Genomic DNA, 24,274 nt, shown 5'->3' with positions numbered 1-24,274 from the left:
AATGTCAGGGTGAGGGATTATTAAATTTTTTAAGCTTTGTAATAAGTGTTCATCCGTATTTTTATCGCCTATATTATTGACCCATAAGGAGCCATATGAAGATTAATTTAGACTTGAAACCGGGCACTGAGCCAATTAAATCTGACGGATCAAATTATGATTTTTCGGAGCTCGCTGAACTCATAAAAATGAACTCTAATACCCACAACAAAAAAGGAGTCGATCTTTTAGGTAAGCGCTATCAAAGCCTCTTTGAAACATTGGGGTATCACACCAAACGATACCCCAGAAATCATATCGGCGATCATCTACTATTTAGCTCACAAACTCACAGCGGTAATAAACTTTTACTGCTTGGTCACCTCGATACTGTTTTGCCGCCAGAAGTACCTAACGTGTTTAGTGAAGATAAAGATTGGATCTATGGACAAGGTGTCTGCGATATGAAAGGTGGCATTCATGTCGCCATTTGCGCCCTTAGGGAAGTAGCGAAAAGGTATGGAAGTATTGCTGATATCGACGTACTGCTAGTGAGCGATGAGGAGACAGGCAGTGATGATAGCCGACAGATCACAGCCGTATTAGCAAGAAGCTATCAGGCCTGTCTGGTATTTGAAGCCGCAGGTAAAAACGGTGAAGTGGTGGTTGGGCGCAAAGGTGTTGGTACTTTTGTTATTGATCTTAGCGGTAAAGCCGCCCATGCTGGTAACAATTATCAACAAGGTGCTGATGCTAATTTAGCGGCAGCAAAGATGGTTATCAAACTAAATCAGCTCACCAATCTTGCACAAGGCACAACCGTAAATATTGGAAAAATTAGCGGCGGAATCGGTGCCAATACAATTTCACCCAATGCACATCTACTTCTGGAAATTCGTTACCACAAAGGCAACGAACGGGATCGTTTACTCGCTGCAATCAATGGTATCGTCGCAACCGAGCAGGTAAAAGGTGTCACCGCCAAATTGTCTGGCGATATCCAACGCGACGTTATGCAAGCTAACGATAAGCAGGCTAAATTTATCGCCAAGCTAGAATCTATTTTAGGTGAGAAATTACCGACAGAAACAAGAGGTGGAGTCAGTGACGCCAACATTGTTTCAGCAACGGGCGTAGTAACACTTGACGGATTTGGTCCCTTTGGAGAACACGACCATACAAAAGACGAGCGAGCATGTAAAAAGAGTTTTGTACGGCGTGTCCAACAAGTCAGCCTAATTTTACTAGAATATAATGGTGTAAAAACGAATATTTAGTGGAACATAGATCACATAAAGCCCTTAACCTTGCGCCTCTTTATCGGCGATTTGTTTACTTTTATTTATTCTCAGCGCTAAATACAAATCAGAATGAACATAAATGCCATCGCTACCTGATTTAATATCTGCGTTTTTAAACCACGCCAGCAGTTGGCGTTTTCTACCGGCAAGTTCAAGGCGTACCCCGCGTTTTTTAAAGATAGTATTCAAATCCGCCAACATTGCCATGACACTTAAGTCTAAGTGGGTGAAGCACGGAACCGCGTCAATAATGACACACTGAATATCATCTTTTTGTCGGGCATATTGCTCTAATAACCTACGTTTAAAAAAACTAGAATTAAAGTATGTTAAAGGTGAATTAAAACGATAGATGAAAACACCATCTATCGCTTTGGCTTTATCGCTGGTATCTAAACTTCGCACCACACCATTGATATCAACACCGAGTATATTGTCTGTAGGGCGCATTACGGTACGAATAAATTGAAATAAACCCAGTAATACCGCCAGCGTAATGCCAGGAATAACACCAATAAACAGCACCGCAAATAATGTGATTAAGGTTAAGTAAAATGCTTGCCGGTCTTTTAATCTTAATCGCCATACCGCTTTTAAATCTAAAAGGTGTATTGACGCAATAATCAATACAACCCCCAATGCCGCGCTAGGAATAAACTCAAGCGGCGCCGTTAAAAAAATAGCAATAATGGCAATAATAATCGCCGCTATAATAGAGACTAATTGTGTTTTTCCGCCATTGGCATCATTCACTGCCGTGCGAGAGTCTGCGCCGCTCACTGCGAAGCCTTGGGATAAAGCAGACGCAAAATTTGCCATGCCCAAAGCCATAAACTCTTTATCTGAGTCAATATCGTAGCAATTTTTTTCAGCAAAGCTGCGTGCGGTCAGCATCATACTCACAAAGCTGACTATCGCTAGGTTAAGTGCTGGCATAACTAGTCCACGAATAATACCAAGATCAAAATCAGGCGCTTTAAATAAGGGTAAACCACCCTCAACAATACCAATGGTTTTTATCTCAAACTGCTCTAAATTAAAAAACCATACTAACGCAGCTGCAAAAGCGATGGCGAACATAGAAGCGGGAAAAGTGGGTTTTAAACGTTTAATAAGAAAATAAATGCTGACAGTAAATAAGGCCATTAATAGCGTTGGCACATGCGCTTGCGAGAGATAATCAGGCACACCCCCTAAACGCTCAAGCAGGTACCTTTCATCAAATGTAAAACCAAAAACTTTAGAAAACTGACCCACAATAATGGTAATGGCGACACCATTTAATAGTCCCATCAAAATAGGTTTGGATAAAAAATCCGCCAATACGCCAAGCTTAAAACGACTAGCAATTATGCACCAAAAACCTGTCATCGCCGTCATGGTGATCACTAATTGCCAATGCTTAACAATGTCACCTGCGGCTAAAGGCGTTACCACGGCGGCAATAACCGCACACGTCGCGGCATCAGGGCCAACAATCAATTGCTTGGAGGTGCCAAATAGCGCATAAATGATCATGGGTAAAACACAGGAATATAAGCCAACAACAGCATTAACCCCAGTCAGCTGTGCATAAGCGATAGCAACAGGTAAAGCAACTGCTGCAACCGACAGTGCCGCTTTAGCATCATCAGCGAGCCATTTACGCTGATAATTGAACAAAACGTTCAAGCCAGGCATAAAGTTATATAAACGTGAAAACAAAGCCGTTTCCTTACTGACAAAGTGAGTGTCTAAATAATAGAATAATTAAGACACTTAATGTAGCAAATATAGGGTCTCGACGCTCCTAGCTGCTTTAAATTCTCAGTAAGGAATGAAGACAGAAAAACGTCTAAAGCATTGAAAAATTAATAAAAATTGTTAATAAGCCAGTTCATAAAAGCCAATGATAACCACTTTTTATCACCAAAGCCTTTAGCCTTTAGCCTTTAATCGTATAATAGCCCTTAATTGATAACGAAACTGTTACCGCTTGTTGCGTGGTATTTTTCCAATACCAACCGTGAGAGCCTTTAAATGGTGTAGTGAGTGAACCTTGCATATTGTTTGTAGTGGCAATTGAAAAGCTTTCAAAATATCCCGTTGTATCCCCTGCGGGTTCACCGTGAAAATCAAAATAAAGTGCTGTATCACCAGATGTCCACTCGTACTCCACATGGGCATATTTATCCATAAATAACTTATATTCTAACCCTTCGCCTGCAGGGATAATAATCTCAACGTTATCAGTTCGTAATAGATCATTTTGTTTACCTCGCTCTACTATCGAGCTTGGCGACTTTTCTGACGCTTCGGCTATTGCCGTTAGCCCTAATGCTTTGCCTATACCTATTGGGTCAATATTATATTCTGCCGGTAAAATGCAGGTAATTAGCAGCGTTATTGCCACTAAAAGCGCAATAGCAGTGGCTTTAATTAAAGTTGTTGTGCTATGTACAGGTATATTAAATTTATGCATGTTATATCCTAAATATCTTTTTATTTGTTTTATTGATTTACTTGCTACGGTAACAACTCCCTAAAATAACCCTAAGTTAATGGTACTTTAATAAGAGTAAATCACTAACGCTAACTGATAAAATAGCCAGTGAGTTGTAAACCTATCAGCATAAAGCCGGCACTTATTAGCGCGGTATTGGTGAATGTTGCAAAGCTTAAGTAGCTACTATGTTTTCGCCAAAAACTTAATACGATTAACACCATGGCAAGTGCTAAAATCTGACCTATTTCGACCCCCAGATTGAATGAAATAATATTGCTCACTAAGCCATTACTGGGTAACTGAAATTCTTGTATTTTAGTGGCTAAACCAAAACCATGAAATAAACCAAATACTGTTACAGCAATTTTAGTGTTGGGTTGGTAGTTAAATAGCCGTTGAAAACCGCCTAAGTTATCAAAACCTTTATAGACCACAGATAACCCGATAATGGCATCGATAATATAGGGATTAATTTCAATCTGGTTAAATACGCCATAGAGTAAAGTTAAACTATGGCCTAACGTGAATAAGCTGACATAAAGCAACACGTCTTTGCTGCGAAACAAAAAGAACACCACACCAACCAGAAATAATAAATGGTCATAACCTGTTAGCATGTGTTTTGCGCCAATATAAATAAATGGAAATATTGCGGCCCCTTTATTAGCTTCTAAAAACTGTTTTGTAACATCGTCTACGCCGTGAGCCAACAGTGAAAATGACGAAAAAAGCCCTGTCGTTATTAAGAGTAAAAGTATAAAATTTGTACGGGTGTTATGCACTGAGTGTTCCTTGTTACTAGAGCTTGTTACTAGAGCTTGTTATTAAATATTTAATCGTCGTGTTATACACTAAATTTGTATCTAAAGGTAATATACTAAATAATAGCTTCACCTTTATAAATAATTTGATCAACCCATAAGCGAATTTTACTAATAGCGCTCTTTTAATGCTTGTTATTGATGACAAAACGTTTATGCAGACCTTAGGTTAACTACTGTTAATGCCCATGAATGATACCCTGCAAATGATTAGCTTAGTTGATATATCTATTGCTTTTATCCCCGTTGTAATTGCGCTGGCTTTTTTATATTTATGGTCACTTAATGTAAAACAAGCGAGCTATGCCCTTTCACGTATGCTCGTACAGCTATTATTTATCGGCTACGCACTAAGTTACATTTTTTATTCCGACAATGTCTGGTTAATCACCTCAATTTTATTAGCTATGGTCAGTATTTCTTGCTGGATTGCCTTGCGCACATTGCCTGCCTATCGACTAGTGCTGTTTAAACAAGGTTTTATTGCCATATTATGTGGCGGTGGCTTTACTTTATTGGTGATCAGCCAAGGCGCATTGTCTTTAAGTCCCTGGTATCAAGCACAAGTTATTATTCCACTGGCGGGTATGATATTTGCCACCGCGATGAACAGCATTAGTTTGTCTGCAGAACGAATATTTTCAGAACTGGACAATAAAACCCCCTATCCAATAGCACGTAAGCAGGCACTTAATGCGGCGACAATACCCGTCATTAATTCATTGTTCGCTGTGGGTTTAGTCTCATTACCCGGCATGATGACAGGACAAATTCTGTCAGGAATTTCTCCTTTAATTGCCGTAAGATATCAAATTATTGTCATGTGTATGATTTTCGCCTCCGCCATACTTTCTGCGGTAATATTTTTACTCTTAGCAGAAAATACCTTTAAAATAATTATCAAAAAAAAGCACAGTACCCAAGTATAACTAGCTTATTAAATACCTGATCATTTAAAAAAATCGCATCATTTGAGGCAAATTATTGATAAAAGTACCATTTGAAACTACACTTAAGTTGGTAATAATCAGGTTAACAATAATAAAATTAGCGACTTTTATGGCACATCGATTTTATCAGGAGATCTAAATGAACGTTGCAAATAAGCAAAATCAAGCACCTAAAATTAACAGCGCCGTGGCCTTTAAACTCGGTAGTAATATATTAGAGAAGTGGCAATGCAGTGCCAGCGACAAGCAAGCTATTCTAGGTTTGAGCAAAAGTAGCTATTATCGTTTTAACCATAATGAAAGCGCCAGCCTTTCTAAAGACCAATTAGAGCGTATTAGTTACATTGCTAATATTCATCAAGCATTAAAAATGGTTTTTTCTAATCCTGACAATGTTTATGGTTTTATGGCGATGAAAAACGATAATCCTTACTTTAATGGTCATTCGCCACTGTCGCTGATCTCAAGTGGAAATTTTGGCACGTTATACGAAGTTTTCAAGCGTATAGACGCCATGCGTAACGGGCAGTGGTAAGATGAAGCCGAACACTAAAAAAGTAAAGTTGCTGAACAAAATTGCCTTTAGGTTAGTAAACTCAAAATTTCCTCCTATGACGCTGTTTGATGATGTTGTCAGTCAAGAAGACTTTGCAACGGTTTACACTATTCAAGCGCTCACCAACCCAAGAATATTAAATGAGCTTGGCAACTTATCACTACTATCAAGTAATGAAATTCCTTTTGGCATTGATGGTGTAAATTATGTAACCGCGCCTTTTACCCATATTAATCCTGAGGGCTCACGCTTTAGCAATGGTGACTTTGGCGTGCTTTATCTCGCCGACACGATTGATACCGCCATTAAAGAAACCCTTTACCATCAAGACAAATACTTTCAAAACCTGCAGGGTTTACATTATGATACTGTGGATATGCGTTGTTTAAAAGTAACCTTTAGTGCCAGCATTGTTGATTTATTTCAGGTTAAAGGTATTTATGAACCAGAAGATTACTCGCTAGCAAGGCGGCTTGGCGCAGAGCTTAAAAAAAATGCTCAGCAAGGTTTTCAATATCACTCGGTAAGAAATCAAGGTGCCACCTGTTGGGGATTATTTTCACCTATTCATGTCACTAGCGCTATTCAAACTAAACACTTTGAGTTTATCTTTGACGGAAAATCAATGTCTAAGGTTAGAGAGTTAGTTAATCAGTAACTGCACTTAAGCTAGCTTATTTCTAATTCAGGGTATGAGTTGATAGCCATTCGCACTGAAGATTAACACCTGATATAAGGTAAAAATGGTTATGTCTTGCTATTTAAACAAGACATAACCATGAATTACTTAGCGAAAAAGAGCCTATCAACACTAAGTGTTACTGTTATATTTTTTAGTAAAACATCACCTTTTCAAGCGTAAAGTAATGTCAGATGCTGTTGTCATTAAATGCCATTAAAAGCAATTAAAAGCAATTAAAAAGCGAAGTCTTCACTCGCTAATGCCATCATTGAATCAACACCACCCTCAATACAAGCGGCGTGTCCTTTTGCACGTGGCAATATGCGTTTAAAGTAAAAGTTTGCTGTTTTAATTTTTGCTTGGTAAAACGCTTTATCTTCATCGCTATTTTTTAATTTATCTTCAGCCACTGCAGCCATTCTTGCCCAGAAATAAGCTAAGGTAACATAGCCAGCAAACATCAAATAGTCGACTGATGCGCCACCAATTTCATCTGCGTTGCTCATGGCTTTTTTACCTACGTTAGCGGTTAATTCTTGCCATTGCTGAGAATAAGCACCCAATGCTTGGATATGTTCTGCCATTTCTGGATTGCCGGCATGCTGTTGGCAGAATGCACCAATATCAGTCATAAAAGGTTTTAAAATCGCACCTTTACTGCCTAAAATTTTACGCGCCAGTAAATCTAAGGCTTGAATACCGGTAGTGCCTTCATATATGCAACTTATTTTAGTATCACGCACTAATTGTTCCATGCCCCATTCTTTGATAAAGCCGTGACCACCTAATATTTGTATACCATGACTGGTACACTCAAAGCCTAATTCACTCAACAATGCTTTAGCTATCGGCGTTAACAAGGCAAGTCTTGTTTCAGCATCTGCTACTTTGGCTGCATCTTTTTCGGCATGTGTTACATCAACTAACTGTGACAAATAACCCAATAACGCTCGTCCGCCTTCAGCAATAGATTTTTGCGTTAACAACATTCTACGCACATCTGGATGCACAATAATTGGGTCTGCCGGGCCGTTTGGGTTTTTAACACCGCTAATTGATCGCATTTGCAAACGGTCTTTAGCATAAGCTAATGCCCCTTGAAAAGACGCTTCTGTTGCTGCCGTACCTTCAAGTGCCACACCCAAGCGCGCAGCATTCATAAAGGTAAACATACAGTTTAAACCGCGGTTAACTTCACCAATTAAATAGCCTTTAGCATTATCAAAATTAATCACACAAGTGGCGTTAGCGTTGATACCCATTTTGTGTTCAATAGAACCGCAACTTACCGCGTTTCTGTCCGCTATTGTGCCATCATCGTTAACGTTGAATTTTGGTACGATGAAAAGAGAAATACCTTTGCTACCTTCAGGAGAACCCGGAATACGGGCAATAACGATATGAACAATGTTGTCAGACAAATCATGCTCGCCCGCTGAAATAAATATTTTTGAGCCAGTTAATGAGTAGCTACCATCATCTGTTAATTCTGCTTTGGTGCGCAACATGCCTAAATCGGTACCACAATGCGCTTCAGTTAAACACATAGTGCCGGTCCAGCTGCCTTCAACTAGGTTTGGCATAAATTGTTGCTTTTGTTTATCAGTACCATGCGCTTCAATGGTAGCCATTGCACCATGACTTAAACCAGGGTACATGGCAAAACTATGATTCGCTGCTGACATCATTTCGCTGATCGCGCCATTCAATGAATGTGGCAAACCTTGACCGCCAAACTCTACGCTTTGAGATAATGTGGGCCAGCCACCGTCAACATACTGTTTATAAGCATCTTTAAATCCGTCTGGAGTAGTTACTACGCCATCTGTCAATGTACAACCTTGTTGATCTCCTATTTGATTGATGGGAGCGATAACTTGCTCAGTAAATTTGGCAGCTTCACTCAGAATAGCATCAACCATATCTTCACTGGCATCAGAGTAACCAAGTTCTTGGTAATGTTTGTTGCAGTCTAATAACTCTTGCATAACAAACTTTATATCTCTAATCGGGGCTTTATACTCAGGCATTTATTTATTCTCCAGTTATTATTAGATACAGTCTTTTTTAATAGAAATTAACTTTACTAGCATTGAAAATAGCACAGTGGTAGTACCAGTACGAGAAATTAAGTTTTTTAGATTACTTTTAAATAAAATAACCCTAAAAAAACCTGTCACACTTAATTTATTTAAAGTTAACCTCGAATAATCAAAAGTCTTCTGGCCATCATTAGTAGTAGTGGTCTTGTAATTTTATGATAATAACAAGACAGTTATAAAACCAATGGATATTTTTTATTACCCACTATTATGTTTTCGTATACAAGAAGCCATCAAATATAACTATAATTTGACTAGTGTCAAGATAGGCTATATCTTATTTAACTACCGTCAAGTTTAGTGCCGTTTTTATCTTATATATCATCACCACAATATGTTTTTATAATACCGTATTATTAATACTATTCATTAGTGTTATAAAACATCAGCTTTAGCAGAAGTAACACTACAAGCATGCTTTCTATGTTGTTGGTTATTATTAAGCTTAGATTCAAACAGAAAATTAATCATCTGCTATTTTAAATCATTATAAAGGACCTGTTATGTCAGTGATTGCCCTGTTAGAAAAACGCTATTCTACCCGTGCTTATTTGGATAAACCAATACCACAACCATTACTCGAATTCATTTTTACACAAGCACAACAAGCGCCTTCAAACTGTAATGTGCAACCTTGGCAAACCTGTGTAGTGTCAGGTGAGAAAAAAGAGCAATTAAAAAATACTTTGATCTCAACAGTCATGAAAGGTGCTGCTCCCAATCCTGATTTTAACTGGCTACCTAAATATGAAGGCGTTCATCGGGATCGCCAATTTGGTTCAGCTAATGCACTTTATAGTGCTGTTGGTGTGACCCGAGAAGATAAGCAAGGCAGACAGCTTGCTATGATACGAAACTGGAGATTTTTTGATGCTCCTCATGTCGCTTTTTTTACCATGGATAAATATTTAGATATTATGGGAGCCGTTGATCTAGGTATTTATGCCCAAACACTTTCATTGATACTCTCAGAGCATGGGTTGTCATCTTGTATGCAAGGTGCTCTTGGCCAATTCCCCGATCCTATAAAAGCAGCACTTAACTTACCCGAACAGCGTGGCATTTTATTTGGTATGTCATTTGGTTATGCTGATGAAAGTGCTGCCGTAAATAACACCCGAACTGAGCGTGAAGATCTGGCCAATGCTGTTACCTTTTTTAAATAACCTTAAAAAGCAGACCAACACTTAATCGCTATAGCGTTATATTGCTAAGGAAATATAATGCTATTTTTAATCTATTTAAAATTTTTTAAGTAAACGCAGATATTTTGCTGGCGATTGTTTCATTGCCGCTGATACTATAATCACAATTATATTAGCAATCGCTGAAAGTTTTGGGTGATTAGCAAATCGCACCATGACCCAAGCTTATCTTGTTAACATTAGCAAAGGTAGCCGACCAAAAAGTAACAAGTTTTGCTTGGTAAGACCATTTCATTCAAATTAGATAACTTTAGGAAGAACCGTGGAATTAATCGATTTAGACATTAATGAAAAAATTGCAACAATCACTTTAAAAAATGGCAAAGTTAATGCTATTTCTCACCAAGTGATAGCCGAAATAAATGACGCTTTAGATCAAGCTGAAACCGCAGGTGCTGTGGTTATTTTAACCGCTCAACCCGGTATATTCTCTGCTGGATTTGACTTAAAAACCATGAAAGAAAGTTCAGAGTCAGCAGTAGCCTTAGTTACCGCGGGTTCTACTTTGTCTCGTCGTATGTTGTCATTTCCTTTGCCAATTATCGGGGCATGTTCTGGTCATGCTATTGCTAAGGGGGCCTTTTTATTACTAAGTTGTGATTATCGTATCGGCAGTTTAGGAAAATTTAAAATTGGCTTAAACGAAGTCACTATTGGAATGACTATGCACCAGGCCGGCATTGAAATAGCCCGCAATCGCATACCTACTCACTATTTAACGCGCTCAGTGATTAATGCAGAATTATTCTCGCCAGAAACAGCAGTTTTAGCTGGGTTTTTAGACACCTTAGTAGAACCAGAACAGTTAATGGCAACAGCGAAAATTGCTGCTACTCATATGCTGACATTGAATATGAATGCGCATCACGGTACTAAGTTAAAAACAAGAAAAAATATTTTAGCGACGTTAGATGAGGCAATTGCCCTTGATGCAGCGATGGTCATCGCTTTATAGAAATTCTTTAAAACCGCTTGATATACCTGCCTATGCACTTAAATCAGAAAGTTAGTTTAAGTGCATAATGATCATCTATAGTAAGCCCTACAGAGAAAGCATCTAGGTGTAAATATAGGTTGGACTTGGGTCCATCCAGTTAAATGAAATTTAACTGCTTTTGGCATTAATACTGATAAGAGACAATACTCGCTGCCGATTTTTTGGCCGATAGCGTTAATCACCCGCCTAGTAGTTGACGGACTAAAGTTCGAACTACAAAATCACCTAAATCTACATTGTCACCCGTAGGCTCTATGTAGGATGGACTTCAGTCCGTCAGGTTAAATGAAATTTAACTGCTTTTGGCATTAATACTGATAAGAAACAATACTCGCTGCCGATTTTTTGGCCGATAGCGTTAATCACCCGCCTAGTAGTTGACGGACTAAAGTTCTAACTACAAAAAAATTACCAAAGCTACATTATCACCCGTAAATTCTCTGTAGGTGATAGATAGATTCGACTTTTTATTTACACTTACATTAGCCTTTAGCTCACTTCTTTAATAGCACGACCGATACCGTCAACCGTTAGTGGAAACATTTTGTCGTCAATTAACCCTTTGATAATTGAAATTGACTGATGATAATCCCATTGATTTTCTGGTTGTGGGTTTAACCACGCCACCTTATTAAAATGCCCCAAAATTCGTTGCATATAATCAATGCCGGCTTTTTGATTCCAATGTTCAACACTGCCACCCGGTGCGATTATTTCATAAGGCCCCATAGTAGCGTCACCGACAAAAAGCACCTTATAATCACTGCCAAAAGTTCTTATTATTTCTTCTACATCAACGGTGTTATTACGACGACGCCTGTTGTCTTTCCATAAACTTTCGTAAACACAATTATGAAAATAGAAAAATTCAAGGTGTTTAAACTCAGTATGCGCTGCTGAGAATAGCTCTTCACAGGTATGAATGTATTCATCCATAGAGCCGCCAATATCAAAAAACATTAATACTTTTACTGAATTATGACGCTCAGGCTCCATATGCACATCGAGTAAGCCACCATTTTTTGCAGTCGAACGTATAGTGGTATTAATATCAAGTTTTTCACTGGCGCCAGTGCGAGCAAATTTTCTCAGTTTTTTAAGCGCAAGCTTAATATTGCGCGTACCGAGTTCTCTATCTTGGTCAAAGTTTCTAAATTCGCGTTTATCCCACACTTTTACCGCTCGTTTGTTACGATTGCCGTCTTGTCCCACACGAATACCTTCTGGGTGATAACCATAGGCGCCAAACGGTGACTTACCGCCTGTACCAACCCATTTGTTACCACCTTCGTGCCGTTTCTCTTGCTCTGCAAGGCGCTCTTTTAAGGTTTTCATTAATTCGTCAAGACCACCCAAAGCCTTTAACTTGTCTTTCTCTTCTTGGCTGAGTTGGCTTTCAAAATTTTTTCTTAGCCATTCATCTGGTACAACCTTATCGAAAATATCGATTTTTTGCACACCGTCAAAATATTCAGCGAATGCACCATCAAACTTGTCATAATGGATTTCGTCTTTAACCATCACGATTTTAGCTAAATGATAAAAGGCTTCAACATTAGCAAAAACAACGCCTTTTTTGAGTAACGCAATAAGATCTAAGAGCTCTCGCAAACTCACCGGTACTTTGTGCTTTCTAAGAGTTAAAAATAAATCTATAAACACGTTTATTGCCTGTTTCTGCGACTAATAAAAGCGATTTTTTCGAGTAATGACACATCTTGCTCATTTTTAAGTAAGGCGCCAAATAAAGGAATGATGTCTGACTTTTTATTGATCAGTACATCTTGAGCAACATCGTCGGCAACTAGCAATTTTAACCAGTCAATTAACTCAGACGTTGACGGTTTTTTCTTAAGACCTTGCACCTCCCTGAGATCAAAAAACACCTCTAAAGTATGCGCTAACAGATCTTGTTTTACATGCGGATGATGGACGGCAATAATTTGTTCCATCTCTACTTTGGTTGGAAATTTAATGTAATGAAAAAAGCATCTTCTTAGAAAAGCGTCAGGAAGCTCCTTCTCATTGTTACTAGTAATGATAATAATTGGACGATGTTTAGCTTTTATTAATTGATTTGTTTCATATACATAAAACTCCATGCGGTCTAATTCTTGAAGCAAATCATTTGGAAATTCAATATCAGCTTTATCTATTTCATCAATCAACAATACGCAGCGCTTATCGCTATCAAAAGCATTCCAAAGCTTACCCTTCACAATATAGTTTGCAATATTATTAACTTTATCATCGCCTAATTGTGAGTCTCTTAATCGTGACACAGCATCATAATCGTACAACCCTTGTTGGGCCTTTGTTGTTGATTTGATATTCCACTGTATGAACTCCATTCCTAAGCTAGCGGCAATTTCTTCTGCTAACATAGTTTTGCCAGTACCAGGCTCCCCTTTAATTAATAAGGGTTTCTCCAACGTTATTGCTGCATTGACAGCAAGTAGTAGTTCGTTATTTGTTATATATTTTTCTGTGCCGACAAATGACATTAACAATCTCTTTTTTTAATGTTTATATTATTGGTTATGGTTCAACTATTTGCTAATACAGTTGTTGTTGAATAAAGTATCGTATTTAATTATTCACTAACCAGTACCAACAAAATATTTAAATTTTGTAAAAGTTAAATATACTTAGAGATTAACACATGTTGTGTAAAAATTAATTATTGTATATTAATTCCAGGTTGAACTTCACAGGTATGAATGTAGACTCACACTGAATAATTCAGCACTGGTTTGAATATAATTTAGCGTTTAAAATTAGTTGTTCATATAGCTACTGTGCTAAACATTAAAAACGTCACACAACATAATCATGGGGTATTTTATTGTATTTCTCTGATTGATTTTCTCAAGTAATAAGAGTTCCCCAAGAAGTCTGACATTAACAAAGTGGTAGTGGTAGTAATATCAAAATATACCCTTATAGTTCAATAATTTAAGCCCCACCCTCAAGCCCGCGCATTGAAATTTTATCGGCCGTCATCGGAGCCGCCTTGGGTTAATTCCCTCTACGTTATTATTTAAGCTACTTAACCCACTCGCTAATAGTTGAATAGCCAACGCCTATAGCCTTGGCTGCACTTTCATGGGTATATCCATTATCTACAACTAATTACGCTACTTCTAATCTGAATTCGGGACTCAAATTCGGTTTTTGGATTTTGCCTTTTGTTATTGGCATCACCTATAAGATAAAACCACAGCTCAATATGAAACAGTAAATAGCGATTCAATTATACATTTTTCCAAGCAAACTAAAGCCTATTATGCGGATAAGAAAAAATTAATTTAGTATTGCATGGTGCTGATTATTACCACCTTATAGTCCCAATCTGAAACCGATAGAGCAGCCTTGGAAAGTTATGAGTTAGAAAGTAAAATTACCGCTATTTTTCTACAGCAAAATAATTTATACGAAATATAGATAATTTTTTTGATATTAACTCGACCAAAGACCCCATCACAGATTAAAAAATAAATTATGATGCTTAGTATTCATAATTAGAATAAAAGTTGTCGTTGTATCGATAGTGTTACATTTTACTTCAGATAATATTAACTATTTTCACAAATTAATTACTTTATTTTAAAATTTAATTTCAAAGTAACTTTAATTTTTTATTTTATTTATTAATTACTTATAATAATTTTTTGGTGTGGCGCCCTTATATCAAATAACCAAATCAACCATTAGCACAGTGTTAACTGAGCTTTTTCTATACTTTATTCGTATAATATATAGTCTAAACATTACAAAGCCTTTAAATAAAATAACTTATTATATTTAAGAGTTTTGAAGTTAGATATCAGATATTCAGTATTTACCTGAAAAGATAAACATTGAAACAGCTGAAATAGAAGTGCCGTATGTCAACTTTCTATCAGATATATTGGCACTAAAAATAATAATAACGCTTTATTTGAAGGGGTTTAAAATGACGAATAACTTGATAGCCGATGATTATGTCGGTATGTCCTTTTGGCTGATATCTATGGCACTTGTCGCCGCCACAGCATTTTTCTTTGTTGAGCGCGATCGTGTTGCAGGTAAATGGAAAACATCTTTGACAGTGTCAGGGCTTGTAACGCTAATAGCGGCAGTACACTACTTTTACATGCGCGATGTTTGGATTGCTACCGGTGAATCCCCAACAGCGTTTCGATACATTGATTGGCTGCTAACTGTGCCATTGCTTATGGTAGAATTTTACCTGATTTTATCTGCAGTAACAAAAGTGCCTGCTGGCGTATTTTGGCGACTACTGCTTGGGTCTATTGTGATGTTAGGTTTTGGCTATGCTGGCGAAACAGGCATAATGAGCGCGCAAATAGCATTCTGGCCATCAATGGCTGCTTGGGGTTTCATTATTTGGGAAATCTTTAAGGGTGAAGCAAGCCGCATTAATGGTGGTTTAGCAAATCTTCATGTACAAAAAGCCTATAAAACAATGACACTCTTAGTCACTGTCGGGTGGGCTATTTATCCATTAGGTTATTTTGTCGGTTATTTCACCAATGGTGCAGATGCTGGCACAATGAACATTATCTATAATGTTGCCGATTTCTGGAACAAGATAGCCTTTGGTGTTGTTATCTGGGCAGCAGCAGTTGCTGATACAGATTCAAAACAAGAAGCAAAGTAAAATAAGTTTTAAAAACTTAAGACCGGGAGAGTCAGGTTTCTGACTCCTCCTTTTTAACAAAATAAAAATAACAAAGTAACCATTTATAGGTTACGTGTTTTAAGGGTACTTATAATGTTCCCAACAATAAAAAATAATGTTCTTACGTTACAAGCATTAGACACACTTTATAGTTGTGAAATGCCGAATTCAAACAGTAGCCTAACTAAGGCTGCTAACTATCATTTTAAAAACCCAGGGAAATATTTTCGAGCTCAACTTGCTTTATCAAGTGGTGTGGCTTTAGGCTTAAATGAGCATGATAATTTGCATTGGGCAGCAGCATGTGAACTTTTACACAACGCATCATTAATCCACGATGATATTAGCGACTCTAGTACTCACCGTCGAGGACAAGAAAGTATTAATAAGCATTTTGGTTCTGACATGGCTTTGTGTTTAGGCGATTGGATGGTTGCTAAAGCTTTTGAATTAGCCTCACGAAATAGTTCTTACGGTGGTCTACTCGTTGGACTTCTCGCACAATCCATGCAAGAAACCTGCAGTGGTCAAATATCAGATATTACTCAACGCCAATGTGCTGAATTAGCCGAGTGGCAACGAATTGCCAAAGGTAAAACTGCGCCACTGCTAATTGCGCCTATTAAAGGTGCTGCCTTGGCTGCAGGTTTAAGTAGTAATTCAGACAGTTTAAGGTCTTTGGAAACGTTAATTGGCTTTTGTGGTCTCGCTTATCAAGGCCGTAACGACATTGATGATATTGTACCTTCTAGCCACAGATCATGTGATTTAGACGGACGAAAACCGAACTTAGTTATTAGTTTATTTGCCCAAGAAGGTCTGGGACGAGACGATTTTAATACCTGGTATCTGTCTAATGATAATTTGTTATTAACTCATTGGCAGCGGCGTATCGCTTCAAGTGACGTCATACTTCACGCTAACGAATCTGTCGATTATTGGTTAGTAAAAGCAGAGCAGCTTGTTAATCAGTTACCCACACCACTTCAACCAGTAGTTTATGGATTGGTTGCCTCAGTAAAACAAAAAACAGTGATTAAACATCAGGGGTGGTCTGGTTGAATGCAAAAATAATGGTAACAGACAAAACAGCAGTCGTGATTGGTGCAGGCTTTGCTGGCATAGCTATGGCCCTGAGACTAAGAGCGTTAGGATATCAAGTAACCTTGCTTGAACGTCTCAATAGTCTAGGTGGTAGGGCTCAAGTATTTGAGCGTGGTGGATATCGCCATGATGCGGGTCCAACAGTCATAACGGCACCTTTTTTATTTGATGAGTTGTTTGAACTTTTTGACGAAAAAATAGAAGACCATTTAGAATTCGTCCCTTTAGATCCTTTCTATCGATTTCATTTTGCCGACGGTAGACAATTTGACTATTGTGCGAGTATTGAGGATACCCTTACAGAGATAAGACGTTTTAGTGCCGAAGATGCTGACGGCTATCTAAAGCTTTTAGAAAAATCTAAAAAAGTTTACGACGTAGCTTTTAAACAACTTGTGCATAGGCCTTTTACACGTGTTTGGGATATGGTTAAACAGATCCCTGCTTTATTAATATTAAAATGTTATAAAACTGTTTCTCAAATGGTAAATAGCCATTTGAAACATCCTTTGATTCGTCAAGCATTTTCAATTCATCCTTTATTAGTCGGTGGAAATCCTTTTAAGACTACCGCTATTTATACCTTGATCCACTACTTAGAACGCCGCTGGGGAGTATTCTTTTGTATGGGTGGCACTGGGAAATTGGTTGATGAATTAGGTGCACTCATGGAACGCCAGGGTATCAAACTTGTATTTGGTGCTGATGTGGATGAAATTATGGTTACCCAAAATACGGCTACTGGAGTTCGACTGAGTAATAACCAAACAATTAATTGTGATTTAGTGGTTTTTGGTGGAGATCCCGAAACTTGTTATCGACATCTTCTCCCTAAAAGTAAACTTAGCCTGCCAAAAATTAAGAAGCAATATAGTATGGGACTCTACGTTTTATATTTTGGTACTAAAAAACTATATCCCGATGTGGCTCACCACAGTATTTGGATGGGTCCCCGTTTTAAAGAATTACTTTCCGAAATTTTTGATGATAAAAAGATGAGTGAAGATTTTAGTTTATATGTGCACCGACCTACGGCAACAGATAAGAGCTTTGCGCCAGAGGGGTGTGAATCTTTTTACGTTTTGTGTCCAGTACCGAATTTACAAGGTAATGTTGATTGGAGCACTCAAGCAGAAGTATTGCGTGATCGTATTGTTACTGCCCTAGAAGAAACAATATTACCAGATCTCTCCTCTGTAATAGAAGAAGTATTCTGGATGACACCAGAGGATTTTGCAAAAGACTATCGCTCTATGCATGGTGCTGGTTTCTCTATTGAACCAAGACTTACTCAATCAGCTTGGTTTCGTTTTCATAATCGTGATAGCGCTATTTCTAACCTTTACTTTGTTGGCGCCGGCACTCACCCCGGTGCTGGTCTTCCGGGTGTTGTAAGCTCAGCTAAAGTGGTCGAAGAGTTATTAACGGGTGTTGAAGTAGGATCGGGGGGATAGATGATGGATAATTTGCAGCTAGATAATTTATCACCAAAAAAATTACTGGCTCGTCATGGAAAATCATTTTATTGGGCCAGTCTATTTCTTGGTCCAAAATTAGCGAGCAGTGCAGCGCAACTTTACAAGTTTTGTCGCTATGTTGATGATCTAGCCGATGGAGACATCCCAGACCGTCAGGCATTACTCGAAAATATTCGTGCGTGTCTAAAGGGTGATAACCAACCTGTGGATGCTGAAATAATTGCTTTTCTCAAACTCGCCACTGATAACAACATTCCTCTTGCTGCAGCAGAAGAATTACTTGATGGTATGTTAAGTGACCAAACTCCTGCTGCTTTTGAAAATGAAACGGAATTATTACGTTATTGTTATGCGGTCGCTGGCACAGTTGGAATCATGATGTGCCGAGTGCTAAAGTGTAAAGAAGATCGTGCAGAAAGCTTTGCTATAGACCTCGGCATTGCTATGCAGTTAACCAATATTGCCCGAGATGTTTTGGAAGATGCACACATGGGACGCCGTTATTTACCTGCAAGTTGGGTAAATTTATCTGCCTCGGATATTGCTGAGATAGATACCACAAGTTACAAGCCTGTCGCTCTGGCGATTAAGCGTATGCTCGATCTTGCAGAGGAATACTATGAAAGTGCTCTACTGGGTATTCAACTCTTACCATTTCGATCGCGTTTTTCTATTACTGTTGCCTTGCGTGTTTATCGACAAATTGGTGTATTACTGAGAAATCGTCACTTTTGTTGGTGGCATGGGCGAGTTTATGTTGCCACGCCCAAAAAAGCATTATTAAGTTTACGCAGTATTATGGATCTTAGACCCATAAAAGTTCCAGCTCATCATGAGCCATTGCATCGACATTTAAAGGGGTTATCTGGTGTCATTTCTCCATAATACTTCGAGTAAATCAACCGAACTTGATATCGCTATTATCGGTGGAGGGAGTGCCGGTATAACACTTGCTGCTAAGTTAAGTAAGTTCTCTGCGGTTGTTGTAGAGCCAAAAACACCCACTGAGCGTGATTGTAGTTGGGCTTTGTGGGCTAACAGCGCACAAAAAAAGCAGTTCAAGGCAGCTATTAAAGGCAGTTGGCAGCAATGGCGAGTTGTTGACCATCATACTGAAGTGCTCCACAGTAGTGAAAAATTTCACTACATCAGCCTAAGTGCGGCTAAGTATATGGCACAATGCGAGAGTGAGTTAGTTGAAGGGGTTGATTTAATTCGTGCTGCAGCTGAAAATATTTGTACCGAGGGAATAGGCGGTTCATTTAATGCTGCAGGACAACAATACAAAGCTAAAAGAATTTATGATAGTAGACCTCCAAAAGTGTCCAAAGACAGTTTAAAGCAACATTTTTTAGGCTGGGATATCCGTACAAAAACGCCCATTACCAATCCTAAAATTGCAACCTTAATGGATTTTCGCGTAGACCAATCTCGTGGACTCCATTTTATTTATGTATTGCCTTTTTCAGACCGACGTTTATTAATTGAATCAACGATGATATCTAAACACCTGGAAGATAAAGAGTGGTATCGGCAGGCTATTCACCAGTGGCTTGAGAAGCAAGACATTGAAATTGAAGAAAAATTAGGTGAAGAAACTGGGGTTATCCCTATGCAGTCATTAAATCCATTAGCTATAAAATCTGGCGCCATTGGTGCTGCAAGTGGTGCTGTAAGGCTTTCATCAGGTTATGCTTTTGCAAATATACAGGCACAAATTAGTGAGCTTTCTGAGGGTATCAGTCGTGGTGATTTTTCAGTTCCAGTGCCTATTGGCCCCTTTTTAAACTATATGGATAAAATATTCAATGGTGTTTTGATGGCACAACCTGAACTTGGCGTTACTATTATGGTACGCACAGCAAAAGCTTTGGATGCTGACGGTTTCGCGCGTTTTATGCTTGGCTCTGCTTCATTTATTGACTGGGCTAAAGTGATATTAGCAATGCCAAAAATACCCTTTATAAAACAGATATTCCTTCAATGACAAACTGGGATATCCTTGCGATTTTCGCTGTTTTATTATTTGGCGTACCTCATGGTGGGCTAGATGGCGCCGTTGCCCGTCGTATTGGTTGGCCAACTAGTATTATTTCATGGTTTGTCTTTCACTTTACTTATATTGTTTTAGCCGCTTTAGTTACTGTGCTTTGGTGGTTATTTCCATTAGCGAGTCTCAGTGTATTTTTACTGATATCAGCACTGCACTTTGGTGCGAGTGATATTATTGATGTAGGTACTGATGTATTACCTTGGGCAGCTCATGGCGGTTTGATTTGCATCGTTATTCCCAGCCTTCAGCCAACATTGGTTGAGCCTATTTTTACAATTTTGGTGGGTGCGGATAATGCGAGTTTATTGATGAACGTCATCACTAACTTATTCTTCCCTTGGTTACTTTGTTTAGTCGGCTATTTTTTCTTTGCTTATCGGCAAGCTCAATATCGTAAACCTTTAATTAGCCTACTGGTTTTTATTGGGTTGGTTTTTATGCTTCCACCATTAATTAGCTTCTCTTTGTACTTTTGTCTTTGGCACAGCAGAGGACATATATTGCGTCTGTGGCATAGTTTAGAGGGAACTGAGCGACATCGCAGTATAACTGAAGCATCGATATATACTGTTATCTCTTGGATTTCAGTAGGATTTATTTTTTATTTTTATCAAGAACCTTCTTCTATCGCATTAATAAATATTACCTTTATTGGCTTAGCGGCACTCACCTTACCCCATATGTTACTGGTCGATTACGCGGATAGAAAACTCTACCTACGAGGGAAGCTAAAATGACTGATATTCGTACCCGCAAAGCGGATCATATTGAGCTTGCATTGCAGCCTAAACATCAGGCTCGTTGCGGGGCTGGTTTTGACCGTATTCGATTTGAGCCTAACCCACTTCCTCAAATGTCTCTTCAAGATGTCGAATTTGATAGTTATTTTTTGGATATGCCTATCGCAGCGCCATTTATGATAGGCGCAATGACAGGTGGTTGTGATAATGGTGAGATTATTAACCAACATCTTGCTGAAGCTGCTCAAGCATGTAATATTCCCATGTCATTAGGCTCTCAAAGAGCGGCTTTAGAACGTGGATTACCACAAAACGTCAGGCGATGGGCGCCTTCAGCTATTGTACTGGGTAACTTAGGTGCCACTCAACTTCAGCAACATGGCGTTGATCTCGCTCAGCGTGCGGTAGAATCTGTAGAAGCTAACGCGTTGGTTATTCACCTTAATCCGCTACAGGAGTTAATACAGCCAAATGGCGACCGAAACTGGAAGCATGTATTAGAGGCGATTCAACACTGTGCTGAAAAGCTTAACGTACCTGTTATCGTTAAAGAAGTTGGTGCAGGTATTGGCCCCAATAGCGTTAAAACATTAATGGATGCAGGCATTAACTGGATTGAAATTGCTGGACGTGGAGGTACCAACTGGGCAAGCATTGAATTAGCACGAAACGGATCTGAACGGGAACAAGAAATTGCTAGCCCTTTTCTTGACTGGGGTATGGACACGATTGAAATACTGCCTACAGTGCATACAGCATGTCCGACCTTGAATTTCATTGGATCAGGTGGTATTCGCAATGGTCTAGATATAGCAATTTGTATTCGATTAGGCGCTAAAATGACCGCTTTAGCCCAACCTTTTTTGGCACCAGCCTTAATCTCCACAGAAGCGGTTATTGAAAGAATCTCTATTTTTAAAGAGCAGTTACGCTGGGCGATGTTCTTAACCGGCAGTCAGAAATTATCAGATTTGCGTAAAGCTTCGCTTCAAAAAGAGGTTAATAAGGGAGAACATGGGTAGAAAAAACATCAAGGTTAACCACCTATTTTTGGTGTACGTAGTAAATATGCTCACGGTTGATAATTAATACAAAAATAATCGCCTAAAGCCTCGTCACATATCCTCAACGTATCAGTGTTAGCTAAATAAAGGGCCTATATTTCATAATGCCCAGTACTGATGCTCCACTTTTTTTCCTTCCGGTATTTAAAAGTAGTTCGCTACAAAAAACTTGTTGAGAAGCTCGAAATTTACTTTTGAAATTTTAAGAACATCTACCGAAACCAGTTAGGAAGCGACATAATTTCATAATTACCGGTTATCGATATGTTAATTTTGTTAGTTAAATCAGTACCAACCTCTTGTATCGTTAAGCAGGACTTATATTAAAAGTATTATCAAAACACACTTTTAGAGAATACACTGGGGTAAATGTGTTTTTATATGGAGTGAACTTGATTAATACCGCTGCATGGGATTGTAGTAGTCAAGTAAAACTGGCCACGGATTTGTATTCTAGCAAATATCTTTTATCTGACTCATTCGTTGTTAATCCTTCGCTATAACTGTGAGGACTAACTTTGCTGTAATATCCAATGATATAGTTAACAACTGCATTTTAAGCTTCAATAAATGAGCGATAACCCGTTATTGGCATCCATTGAGTTTTAAAAAAAGCACATTACCAAGGTTATGGGCATTGAGATTAACTAAATACAAGGCCAAAGCGTTTTTAAACGGCCTTAATTTTGATACTTAATTTCCAAACCACACATGGCTTCACAAATATTACCTAAATTAATAATGAGCAAATCGCTTAGTACTGCTTAAACACCGATATACTCATTTTAGTTTCCTTATATTTAAGTTAAGACTCTCTTTGAATCATCTTTTAATGAAGCCAATGCTAACGATACTTTTCAGCTTAAAAGTACCAGCCAATCACCCTTTTCAGGTACAAGATTACGAAAACCTGGCGCTGAACGCTAAAGTGCCAGGGTGATTTTATGACTATAGCAAATATTTACAAGCAAAAATAATTCGCTAACTGGTTAAATTTTTACGATTAACTTGCCTTTATTTTTACCCGTGAAGAATAAGTTCAAGCCTGTAATTGCGGAATCAAGCCCTTCTAAAACGTGCGCACGATGTTTGATTTTTCCTTGCATCACGTAAGGTGTAAGCTTGGCTAATAAGGCTGGAATTTCACCAAAATGATCTGGCATGGTAAAACCTTGTATCGTTAAACGTTTTTTGATGATCGGGATCCAATTTGGCGCTAAGTCAGGGTTTTGTTTTGGATAATCGGCAATTAAGCCACAAACGACAATACGACCATGCGCATTCATTCTTTCAAAGACATGGTGCTGTATTGGGCCGCCAGTATTTTCAAAGTAAACGTCAATACCATTTGGGGTAAGCTCGGCTAATTTTTCAGCTAAATTATCTGTTTTATAATTAATAGCACCGTCAAAGCCTAATTCGTTAATAATCCAATCGGCTTTTTCATCACTACCAACCACGCCAATAACTCTAAGGCCATCAGCTTTCGCTAACTGCCCAACAATTGAGCCAACCGAGCCTGCTGCACCAGAAACAACCAGTGTTTCACCACTTTTTGGCTTACCTATACTGTACAAACCTTGTGTGGCGGTTAAGCCCGGTAAAGCAAATACCGATAAAATCGCTTCATCTGGCAGCGGCGCAGCAACTTTGTTCAAGCCTGCACCGTCACTTAAGTGATATTCTTTCCAGCCCATCATGCCCATAACGCGGTCGCCAACTTTAAAGTCAGCATGTTGACTTGCTACTACTTCGCCAATGCCTGAACTGCGCATCACGTCACCTAATGCCACCGGCGGAATATAACTTTCGGTGTCAGCACTCATCCAACCAAACATGGCTGGGTCAAGCGACATATGGTTTTGTTTTACTAAAAACTGACCTTCTCCAACGGTTGGCATTGCTACTTTCACAATTTCAAATAGTTCTGGGCCAATGGGTCCAGCACCTGGACGAGCGATTAAATTAATTGCGGTATAAGTAGTCATTAAATTTCTCTCAGTTATCTTCTTTACTGAGTATACAGAGCCTGATTAATAAAGCCTGACAACCAGATAAAGCAGTGGTTAATTT

At 38.6% G+C, this 24,274-nt stretch carries 20 protein-coding genes; 13 read left to right on the top strand and 7 right to left on the bottom strand.

The features are described 5' to 3' along the window. Positions 1-95: 95 nt before the first annotated feature. A complete protein-coding gene (locus H4J46_RS06745) occupies positions 96-1,256 on the top strand; it encodes a M20 family metallopeptidase (RefSeq protein ID WP_182232771.1) in 1,161 nt (386 codons plus the stop codon). Positions 1,257-1,280: 24 nt separating this feature from the next. On the opposite strand, the gene H4J46_RS06740 is transcribed toward H4J46_RS06745, so the two are convergent. From H4J46_RS06740 to H4J46_RS06730, 3 genes are all read right to left on the bottom strand, one after another. Further along, positions 1,281-2,984 (bottom strand): SulP family inorganic anion transporter, encoded by a 1,704-nt coding sequence (locus H4J46_RS06740; protein WP_182232770.1) that lies wholly within the window; start codon positions 2,982-2,984, stop codon positions 1,281-1,283. Positions 2,985-3,204: 220 nt separating this feature from the next. Then, the gene (locus tag H4J46_RS06735) at positions 3,205-3,741 is read right to left on the bottom strand and encodes a hypothetical protein (protein WP_182232769.1); all 537 of its coding nucleotides are present in this window, start codon (positions 3,739-3,741) and stop codon (positions 3,205-3,207) included. 110 nt (positions 3,742-3,851) lie between these two features. Continuing rightward, complete coding sequence (locus H4J46_RS06730; RefSeq protein WP_182232768.1) at positions 3,852-4,547, bottom strand: HupE/UreJ family protein; 696 nt, start codon at positions 4,545-4,547, stop codon at positions 3,852-3,854. A gap of 221 nt (positions 4,548-4,768) precedes the next feature. On the opposite strand from H4J46_RS06730, the gene H4J46_RS06725 reads away from it, so the two are divergent. From H4J46_RS06725 to H4J46_RS06715, 3 genes are all read left to right on the top strand, one after another. Further along, positions 4,769-5,515, top strand: coding sequence for an ABC transporter permease (locus H4J46_RS06725; RefSeq protein ID WP_259365708.1), 747 nt, complete (start codon positions 4,769-4,771; stop codon positions 5,513-5,515). 160 nt (positions 5,516-5,675) lie between these two features. Further along, complete coding sequence (locus tag H4J46_RS06720; RefSeq protein WP_182232767.1) at positions 5,676-6,071, top strand: antitoxin Xre-like helix-turn-helix domain-containing protein; 396 nt, start codon at positions 5,676-5,678, stop codon at positions 6,069-6,071. Between the two features lies 1 nt (position 6,072). Further along, positions 6,073-6,750: an RES family NAD+ phosphorylase gene (locus H4J46_RS06715; RefSeq protein WP_182232766.1), complete on the top strand. Its 678-nt coding sequence runs from the start codon at positions 6,073-6,075 to the stop codon at positions 6,748-6,750. A gap of 257 nt (positions 6,751-7,007) precedes the next feature. Here H4J46_RS06715 and H4J46_RS06710 read toward each other — a convergent pair whose 3' ends face one another. Further along, positions 7,008-8,804: an acyl-CoA dehydrogenase C-terminal domain-containing protein gene (locus tag H4J46_RS06710; protein WP_182232765.1), complete on the bottom strand. Its 1,797-nt coding sequence runs from the start codon at positions 8,802-8,804 to the stop codon at positions 7,008-7,010. A 575-nt stretch (positions 8,805-9,379) separates the two neighbouring features. On the opposite strand from H4J46_RS06710, the gene H4J46_RS06705 reads away from it, so the two are divergent. Together H4J46_RS06705 and H4J46_RS06700 are read left to right on the top strand one after the other, a co-directional pair. Continuing rightward, positions 9,380-10,042 carry a nitroreductase family protein gene (locus H4J46_RS06705; protein ID WP_182232764.1) on the top strand — a complete coding sequence of 221 codons (663 nt, stop codon included), beginning with the start codon at positions 9,380-9,382 and terminating at the stop codon, positions 10,040-10,042. 301 nt (positions 10,043-10,343) lie between these two features. After that, positions 10,344-11,036 (top strand): crotonase/enoyl-CoA hydratase family protein, encoded by a 693-nt coding sequence (locus tag H4J46_RS06700; protein WP_182232763.1) that lies wholly within the window; start codon positions 10,344-10,346, stop codon positions 11,034-11,036. 531 nt (positions 11,037-11,567) lie between these two features. Here the strand turns inward: H4J46_RS06700 and H4J46_RS06695 are convergent. Continuing rightward, entirely contained in the window at positions 11,568-12,740 is a 1,173-nt protein-coding gene (locus H4J46_RS06695; RefSeq protein WP_182232762.1) for a VWA domain-containing protein, read from the bottom strand. Positions 12,741-12,742: 2 nt separating this feature from the next. Beyond that, positions 12,743-13,582, bottom strand: coding sequence for a MoxR family ATPase (locus H4J46_RS06690; protein WP_182232761.1), 840 nt, complete (start codon positions 13,580-13,582; stop codon positions 12,743-12,745). A 1,451-nt stretch (positions 13,583-15,033) separates the two neighbouring features. On the opposite strand from H4J46_RS06690, the gene H4J46_RS06685 reads away from it, so the two are divergent. The 7 genes from H4J46_RS06685 to fni all read left to right on the top strand — a co-directional run bounded on the left by H4J46_RS06685 (position 15,034) and on the right by fni (position 22,159). Then, entirely contained in the window at positions 15,034-15,741 is a 708-nt protein-coding gene (locus H4J46_RS06685; RefSeq protein ID WP_182232760.1) for a bacteriorhodopsin-like, read from the top strand. A gap of 114 nt (positions 15,742-15,855) precedes the next feature. Further along, entirely contained in the window at positions 15,856-16,824 is a 969-nt protein-coding gene (locus H4J46_RS06680; protein ID WP_182232759.1) for a polyprenyl synthetase family protein, read from the top strand. After that, positions 16,821-18,320, top strand: a complete 1,500-nt coding sequence (gene crtI / locus H4J46_RS06675) for a phytoene desaturase family protein (RefSeq protein ID WP_259365707.1) — start codon at positions 16,821-16,823, stop codon at positions 18,318-18,320. Before H4J46_RS06680 ends, crtI begins: the two co-directional genes overlap by 4 nt. Beyond that, positions 18,321-19,229, top strand: a complete 909-nt coding sequence (locus tag H4J46_RS06670; RefSeq protein ID WP_220462966.1) for a phytoene/squalene synthase family protein — start codon at positions 18,321-18,323, stop codon at positions 19,227-19,229. After that, positions 19,213-20,331 (top strand): lycopene cyclase family protein, encoded by a 1,119-nt coding sequence (locus H4J46_RS06665; protein WP_182232758.1) that lies wholly within the window; start codon positions 19,213-19,215, stop codon positions 20,329-20,331. Before H4J46_RS06670 ends, H4J46_RS06665 begins: the two co-directional genes overlap by 17 nt. Continuing rightward, a complete protein-coding gene (locus H4J46_RS06660) occupies positions 20,328-21,134 on the top strand; it encodes a Brp/Blh family beta-carotene 15,15'-dioxygenase (RefSeq protein ID WP_182232757.1) in 807 nt (268 codons plus the stop codon). Before H4J46_RS06665 ends, H4J46_RS06660 begins: the two co-directional genes overlap by 4 nt. Beyond that, positions 21,131-22,159 (top strand): type 2 isopentenyl-diphosphate Delta-isomerase, encoded by a 1,029-nt coding sequence (gene fni, locus H4J46_RS06655; RefSeq protein WP_182232756.1) that lies wholly within the window; start codon positions 21,131-21,133, stop codon positions 22,157-22,159. Before H4J46_RS06660 ends, fni begins: the two co-directional genes overlap by 4 nt. Before the next feature lie 1,031 nt (positions 22,160-23,190). Here the strand turns inward: fni and H4J46_RS06650 are convergent. Next, complete coding sequence (locus tag H4J46_RS06650; RefSeq protein WP_182232755.1) at positions 23,191-24,189, bottom strand: NADP-dependent oxidoreductase; 999 nt, start codon at positions 24,187-24,189, stop codon at positions 23,191-23,193. Positions 24,190-24,274 lie beyond the last annotated feature (85 nt).

Origin of the sequence: Colwellia sp. MB02u-6, assembly GCF_014077095.1 — a bacterium.
Lineage (GTDB): Bacteria > Pseudomonadota > Gammaproteobacteria > Enterobacterales > Alteromonadaceae > Cognaticolwellia.
The sequence above is the reverse complement of the archived record's forward strand: the minus strand, read 5'-3'. Positions and strand labels throughout refer to the sequence as shown.

Excerpts from the sequence above, each read along its gene's own strand:
- H4J46_RS06745 (WP_182232771.1), top strand. The coding sequence starts at position 96 with ATGAAGATTAATTTAGACTTGAAACCGGGCACTGAGCCAATTAAATCT.
- H4J46_RS06735 (WP_182232769.1), bottom strand. The coding sequence starts at position 3,741 with ATGCATAAATTTAATATACCTGTACATAGCACAACAACTTTAATTAAA.
- H4J46_RS06725 (WP_259365708.1), top strand. The coding sequence starts at position 4,769 with ATGCCCATGAATGATACCCTGCAAATGATTAGCTTAGTTGATATATCT.
- H4J46_RS06720 (WP_182232767.1), top strand. The coding sequence starts at position 5,676 with ATGAACGTTGCAAATAAGCAAAATCAAGCACCTAAAATTAACAGCGCC.
- H4J46_RS06715 (WP_182232766.1), top strand. The coding sequence starts at position 6,073 with ATGAAGCCGAACACTAAAAAAGTAAAGTTGCTGAACAAAATTGCCTTT.
- H4J46_RS06710 (WP_182232765.1), bottom strand. The coding sequence starts at position 8,804 with ATGCCTGAGTATAAAGCCCCGATTAGAGATATAAAGTTTGTTATGCAA.
- H4J46_RS06705 (WP_182232764.1), top strand. The coding sequence starts at position 9,380 with ATGTCAGTGATTGCCCTGTTAGAAAAACGCTATTCTACCCGTGCTTAT.
- H4J46_RS06690 (WP_182232761.1), bottom strand. The coding sequence starts at position 13,582 with ATGTCATTTGTCGGCACAGAAAAATATATAACAAATAACGAACTACTA.
- H4J46_RS06685 (WP_182232760.1), top strand. The coding sequence starts at position 15,034 with ATGACGAATAACTTGATAGCCGATGATTATGTCGGTATGTCCTTTTGG.
- H4J46_RS06680 (WP_182232759.1), top strand. The coding sequence starts at position 15,856 with ATGTTCCCAACAATAAAAAATAATGTTCTTACGTTACAAGCATTAGAC.
- H4J46_RS06670 (WP_220462966.1), top strand. The coding sequence starts at position 18,321 with ATGATGGATAATTTGCAGCTAGATAATTTATCACCAAAAAAATTACTG.
- H4J46_RS06660 (WP_182232757.1), top strand. The coding sequence starts at position 20,328 with ATGACAAACTGGGATATCCTTGCGATTTTCGCTGTTTTATTATTTGGC.
- fni (WP_182232756.1), top strand. The coding sequence starts at position 21,131 with ATGACTGATATTCGTACCCGCAAAGCGGATCATATTGAGCTTGCATTG.
- H4J46_RS06650 (WP_182232755.1), bottom strand. The coding sequence starts at position 24,189 with ATGACTACTTATACCGCAATTAATTTAATCGCTCGTCCAGGTGCTGGA.